Below are 5,384 nucleotides of genomic sequence, written 5' to 3'. Positions count from 1 at the left end.
GGAGACGGCTCCGCGCAGCGGGACCCCGCGCCCCCGGCCCCCTACGCCTCGGCCGGGGCAGCCACCGCGGCGGTGCCGGAGACGGCGCCCGGGCCGGACCCCGCAGCGGCAGCGGTGCTGGGCACCATCCGCGGCTCGGCGCCCGGGTCGGCAGCGGTGCCGGGCAGTGCCCCCCGCTCGGCGGCCGGGTCGGTGGGCGCGGCGGGCTGGCCCGGGGCCGGGGCGGAGGCCCGGGCAGGGTCCCCGTCCGGCTCCGACGGCAGCCCCCGCATCAGGAACCAGTACCCACCCGCCGCCACGGTCCCCAGCGCACCCGTCGACGCCCACAGCCACCCGGCCCCCCACCGGTCGATCACGAACCCCGACATCAGCGGAGCCACCAGCGACGCGACCGCCCAGGACATCGTGTACATCCCCTGGTACCGCCCCCGCCCCCGTACCGGCGACAGCCGCACCACCAGCGACATCTGCGTCGGCGCGTTCACGATCTCCGCCAGCGTCCACACGCACACCGTCAGCGCGTACGACCACAGCGGCCCCGCGAACGCCGTCAGCGCGAACCCGTACCCGACCAGCAGCGAGGACACCACCAGCAGCCGCCTCGGGTCGCGGTCCTCGATGAACCGGGTCACCGGCAGCTGGAGCGCCACGATCAGCACCCCGTTCACCGCGATGACCAGCCCGTACTCCCCGGGAGCGAACCCGGCCGCGCCCATCGTCACCGGCAGTCCCAACGAGCCCTGGGTGTAGATCAGCGAGATCAGGAAGGACAGCCCCACGATCCCCATGAACCGCCCGTCCCGCAGCACGGTCCCCAGCCCGATCGCGGCCCCGTCCTCCGCCGCCGTGTCCGCCGCGCCCCCGGCGCCCCCGGCACCCCCGGCGCCCTCCGGCCGCGACTCCGGCAGCTTCACGAACACCAGCACCGCGCACAGCAGCGTCAGCGCCGCCTCGCCCAGGAACCCCGCCAGGTAGCTGTACTCGGCGATCAGCCCCGCCGCCATCGAGCTGATCGCGAAGCCCAGATTGATGGCCCAGTAGTTCAGCGCGAAGGCCCGTACCCGGTCCTCCGGCCGGACGATGTCGGCCAGCATCGCCTGGACCGCCGGCCGGGAGGCGTTCGAGGTCATTCCGACCAGCATCGCCACCGCCGCGATCGCCGCCGGGTGCTCCATGAACCCCAGCAGCGCGACCGCGCCGGCCGTCGACACCTGTGCCACCAGCATCGTCGGCCGCCGGCCCAGCCGGTCGGTCATCACCCCCGCCCCCAGGGAGGACACCACCCCGCCCAGCCCGTGCAGGGCGGCCACCAGTCCCGCGAAGGAGGCCGAATAGCCCCGCTCCAGGGTCAGGTACAAGGTCATGAACGTGGCGACGAAGGCCCCGAGCCGGTTGACGAGCGTGCTGGCCCACAGCCACCAGAACGCGGGCGGCAGACCCGAGACGCTCTCCCGGGCGGACCGGCTCAGACGGGCAACGGACATAAGGATTCCCCCGGGCGATGTAAGTGTCACTGATCCGCCCGGCACGTTACGAGAGGGGCCCGCCGCCCGCCACTCAATTGACGCCGGGCGTCAATCGGACGGCCCGGGGACCGCGCGCGGGCGCCCTCGGCCGTCCACTAGGCTCGTACGCATGGCCGACGCACCGTACAAGCTGATCCTCCTCCGCCACGGCGAGAGCGAATGGAACGCGAAGAACCTGTTCACCGGCTGGGTGGACGTCAACCTCAACGAGAAGGGCGAGAAGGAGGCGGTCCGCGGCGGTGAGCTGCTCAAGGACGCCGGCCTGCTCCCCGACGTCGTGCACACCTCCCTCCAGAAGCGCGCGATCCGCACCGCGCAGCTGGCCCTGGAGGCCGCCGACCGCCACTGGATCCCCGTCCACCGCTCCTGGCGCCTGAACGAGCGCCACTACGGCGCCCTCCAGGGCAAGGACAAGGCCCAGACCCTCGCCGAGTTCGGCGAGGAGCAGTTCATGCTGTGGCGCCGCTCGTACGACACCCCGCCGCCGGCCCTCGAGGACGGCACCGAGTTCTCCCAGTCCGCGGACCCGCGCTACGCCTCCATCCCGCCGGAGCTGCGCCCGCGCACCGAGTGCCTCAAGGACGTCGTCGTCCGCATGCTCCCGTACTGGTACGACTCGATCGTCCCGGACCTCCTCGACGGCCACACCGTCCTGGTCGCCGCGCACGGCAACTCCCTGCGCGCCCTGGTCAAGCACCTGGACGGCATCTCCGACGCCGACATCGCGGGCCTGAACATCCCGACCGGCATCCCCCTCTCCTACGAGCTCGACGCCGACTTCAAGCCCGTCACCCCGGGCGGCACCTACCTCGACCCCGAGGCCGCCGCGGCCGCCATCGAGGCGGTCAAGAACCAGGGCAAGAAGAAGTAAGTTCTGCGATCACGCCTCCCACCTGCGCGTACGGCGCCGGTGGGGGGCGTTTTCGTATGCCTGGTCAGAGGTGGACGGACGAGGACCCGCACGCGGCGCAGGCGGCGGTGTCGGCCGCTTCGGGCGCGCCTGGGGGCAGGGTCGTCCGGGGTGGTCCCGTCTCCTCGACGTGCAGGGACAGGATGTCCTCGAAGCGTTGCTGACGGCGCAGCTCGCGGGCGTCCAGGTGGTGCAGTCGGCCAACGCCCGACGAGGTCCAGGCGGTGACGCCCGTGCCCAGGACCGAGCAGATCAGTGCGAACCACACGAGGGTGTCTGTCACTGCGGCTCCTCTCCGGTGGAGGTGATCAGGGGGGCGCTGCGGCCCCCGGCGACACCTCGTCATAACGCCCGGGCATATGCCCGGTTGCGCGGCGTCAGCCGTTTGCCCCCGTGCGCACCCCGGACCCGGTGGTGGGCCGGGCCGTTGTCCGGGGGGCGGAATCCGGGGGCGCGCGTGCGGGAGTGGGCGCCGTGGTGCGGCTCAGTGCGCGGCGTCCGGCGGTGGCCCGATCATGTGACCGCAGTGGGCGGAACCGGGAGTGGTGAGCGCGTAAACCGATCGAGCCCGATCGAACCGATCGGGCTCCCCCTTCCCCGCTTCGAGCTGGCGGAATCGCTGCCCCAACCGGGTGCGCGGCGGCGTCCGAACGGGTGGCCGACGAGCGTAGAACCGATAAAAGCCACTGGTCAACGCTGCTTTACTTCGCCACCATCACCTGGACGGAGCACACCCTCGCCGGTATCCGGAGCGTTGGGTGGACTATGACAAGAGCACAGCACACGGCAATGTTTCCGGGTGGCGCACAGAGCGACGTGCGCGGCGGTCACGGCGGGGCCGCGAAAGCGGGGAAGTGGACGTACACGCCCGTCCCGGCGGGATCGGCCCCGGAGCAGGGCGCGACCCTCCGGTGCGAGTGCGAGGGTCTGGAGGTCGACCTCCAGTACTCGTCCTCGGTCCTGGAAGACTTCCTGGACGTGGTGGGCCGGATCCAGACCGAGTTCAACCGCAGGTCGCAGGAGGCCGCACGGTTCAGGACAGCGGCCGACGAGTGCTCCGGGCGGATGTTCCGTGAATGAGTACGGTCGTTACGCCCCGCAGCAGGAGCCCACCACGTTCTGGCAGGAGCCGGACCAGGAGCACCACACCGCCTACGGCCGGCCGTTCTTCGGCCTGGGCGAGATGACCGCCTCCTGGGATCCCTCGGAGGAACTGGCCCATCTCTGCCGGGAGGCCATGGCGCCGGGTCGGGCCGAGCCGCTCGACCAGGTCGTCTACGGCGAGACCGGTGAGACCGTCAGCGGAGCCGGCCTCGCCTCCGGCCTCACCTCGGGGCCGGGCCCGGGCCTCACCCCCGGCCCGGCCGGCGGGGGGTTCTCGCCGGGGACCGGCCGGCCGCCGCGTGCCTCGGCCCCGGGCGGGCACCGCCGGGGGAGCCGGGCGAAGACGCCGGGGGTGGCCCTCCTGTGGACCGGCAGCCTCTGCACCGCCGTACTGGTCGCCGTCATCGCCGCCGTGGTCAGCATCTTCAGCGGCCTGGCCATCTGCGAGGCCCTGCGCCACAGCGCCGGACCCCGCACGGCGCACGACGTGGCCAGCTGGTGGCCGCTGCTGATCTACGGGCCCTGGATGGTCGCCTCCCTGTCCATCCTGCGGGCCGCCCTGCACCAGCGCCGGGCCGTGCACTCCTGGTCCATCGTCCTGCTGTTCTCCACCCTGGCCACACTGCTGTGCGTGGCCCAGGCGCCGAGAACCCTCGCCGCGGAGGCGGCGGCCACCCTTCCGCCCATCGCCGCGCTGGCCTGCTTCCAGCAGCTCGTCCGGCAGATCACCCTGACGCGCCCGCCCCGGCAGACGGCCGCCCGGCACCGCACCGGCCGGTCCCCGCAGCTGCGGCCGCCGACGACGGCGAGCAGCCCGGGCACCCCGCTCCCCGACTACTCGGTACGGGACCGGAGGGAATCCCTCCGCGCCTCCACGGGCTACCGCTTCCGCTACGGCTCATGAGGATCGCGCGTTCCTGTCCTGCGGCGACCGCGTGCCCCGGCCCTCCCGGGGCGACGCGGGAAGCCGGGTCCGCCGGCCGGCGGAGGCAGGGGCGCAGGACCGGGGGAGCGGCCGGCCGGACACCGCGCCAGCCGGGGCCGTGGGCGCCGCGCACCGGTAAGCGCAGCGGAACGCGCGGGCCGAGCGGGAGGGATAAGCGCCGGGCGGGGGAGAGATCCTGCGGCCGGCCGGCGCGCCCGGGCGGCGGGGCGGTTCCACAGGGGTCCGCGACGGCGGCTCGGCAGAGCACGGCGTCGTCGGCACTCGACGCAATGAGGTCGAGCGTCGCCACCTTCTCGGACACCTCGGGCCTTCCCGGACTTCAACGAACGTGATCACGTGCATCTCAGGAACGAAGATCGAAACCCATAGGTCACGGGCTGTGCGCAGTTGCAGCCCTACGGGTCTCCCGCGCTGACCCGCCACCGCGGACCCGGGCCCCCGGGGACCCCTGCCACCACCGGGCCCCGGCGCGCCGGGGCCGCGGCGCGACGCGACGCGCTCCATCCACTCCACGCAGACCGAGAGGGCGACACCATGGTCCACGAGTTCACCCATGCCGAACGCATCCGGTACAAGCGGCGCCAGGACGCCGCCTACCAGGCCGGCGAGGAAGCCGTCGCGAACCTCAAGGCCGCCCTCGCCCTCGCCGGGCTGGTCCTTCCGTCGTTGTGCAACGACGGTCCCCTGGGCTGTCGGGGCTTCGTCCGGCTCGGGGGGTGCAGCGTCGCCCTCGCCAACCGGCTGGCCGAGGTCATCGCCGCGGGCGCCCGTGCCCTGGAAGGCGGGCAGGAGTGAGCCCCGCGGCCGGACCGGAGACGTCGGGCAGGTGACCGGACCGGAGGAAGCCGCATGAACGCCTGGCAGACCGACCCCTACCGCTGTCTCTTATACACATCTC

The 5,384-nt window shown here is 73.2% G+C and carries 6 protein-coding genes; 4 read left to right on the top strand and 2 right to left on the bottom strand.

All coding sequences use genetic code 11. The annotated features are described in order from the left end of the window. Positions 1 to 41: 41 nt before the first annotated feature. A complete protein-coding gene (locus VR44_RS35475; RefSeq protein WP_094192129.1) occupies positions 42 to 1,484 on the bottom strand; it encodes an MDR family MFS transporter in 1,443 nt (480 codons plus the stop codon). Between the two features lie 151 nt (positions 1,485 to 1,635). On the opposite strand from VR44_RS35475, the gene VR44_RS35470 reads away from it, so the two are divergent. Beyond that, the gene (locus VR44_RS35470; RefSeq protein ID WP_045951767.1) at positions 1,636 to 2,397 is read left to right on the top strand and encodes a phosphoglyceromutase; all 762 of its coding nucleotides are present in this window, start codon (positions 1,636 to 1,638) and stop codon (positions 2,395 to 2,397) included. 64 nt (positions 2,398 to 2,461) lie between these two features. Here the strand turns inward: VR44_RS35470 and VR44_RS35465 are convergent, their stop codons facing one another. Continuing rightward, positions 2,462 to 2,719 (bottom strand): hypothetical protein, encoded by a 258-nt coding sequence (locus tag VR44_RS35465; protein WP_045951766.1) that lies wholly within the window; start codon positions 2,717 to 2,719, stop codon positions 2,462 to 2,464. 533 nt (positions 2,720 to 3,252) lie between these two features. Here VR44_RS35465 and VR44_RS35460 point away from each other — a divergent pair. From VR44_RS35460 to VR44_RS35450, 3 genes are all read left to right on the top strand, one after another. Next, positions 3,253 to 3,516, top strand: coding sequence for a hypothetical protein (locus VR44_RS35460; protein WP_211275195.1), 264 nt, complete (start codon positions 3,253 to 3,255; stop codon positions 3,514 to 3,516). After that, positions 3,509 to 4,444: a DUF2637 domain-containing protein gene (locus VR44_RS35455; RefSeq protein WP_045951764.1), complete on the top strand. Its 936-nt coding sequence runs from the start codon at positions 3,509 to 3,511 to the stop codon at positions 4,442 to 4,444. The genes VR44_RS35460 and VR44_RS35455 overlap by 8 nt, the downstream gene beginning before the upstream one ends. Positions 4,445 to 5,020: 576 nt before the next feature. Continuing rightward, positions 5,021 to 5,281, top strand: a complete 261-nt coding sequence (locus VR44_RS35450) for a hypothetical protein (protein ID WP_045951763.1) — start codon at positions 5,021 to 5,023, stop codon at positions 5,279 to 5,281. The last annotated feature ends 103 nt before the right edge of the window (positions 5,282 to 5,384 follow it).

Source organism: Streptomyces katrae (genome assembly GCF_000966975.1).
Lineage (GTDB): Bacteria > Actinomycetota > Actinomycetes > Streptomycetales > Streptomycetaceae > Streptomyces > Streptomyces katrae.
Note: the sequence above shows the minus strand (reverse complement) of the source record. Positions and strands in the feature narration are given on the sequence as shown.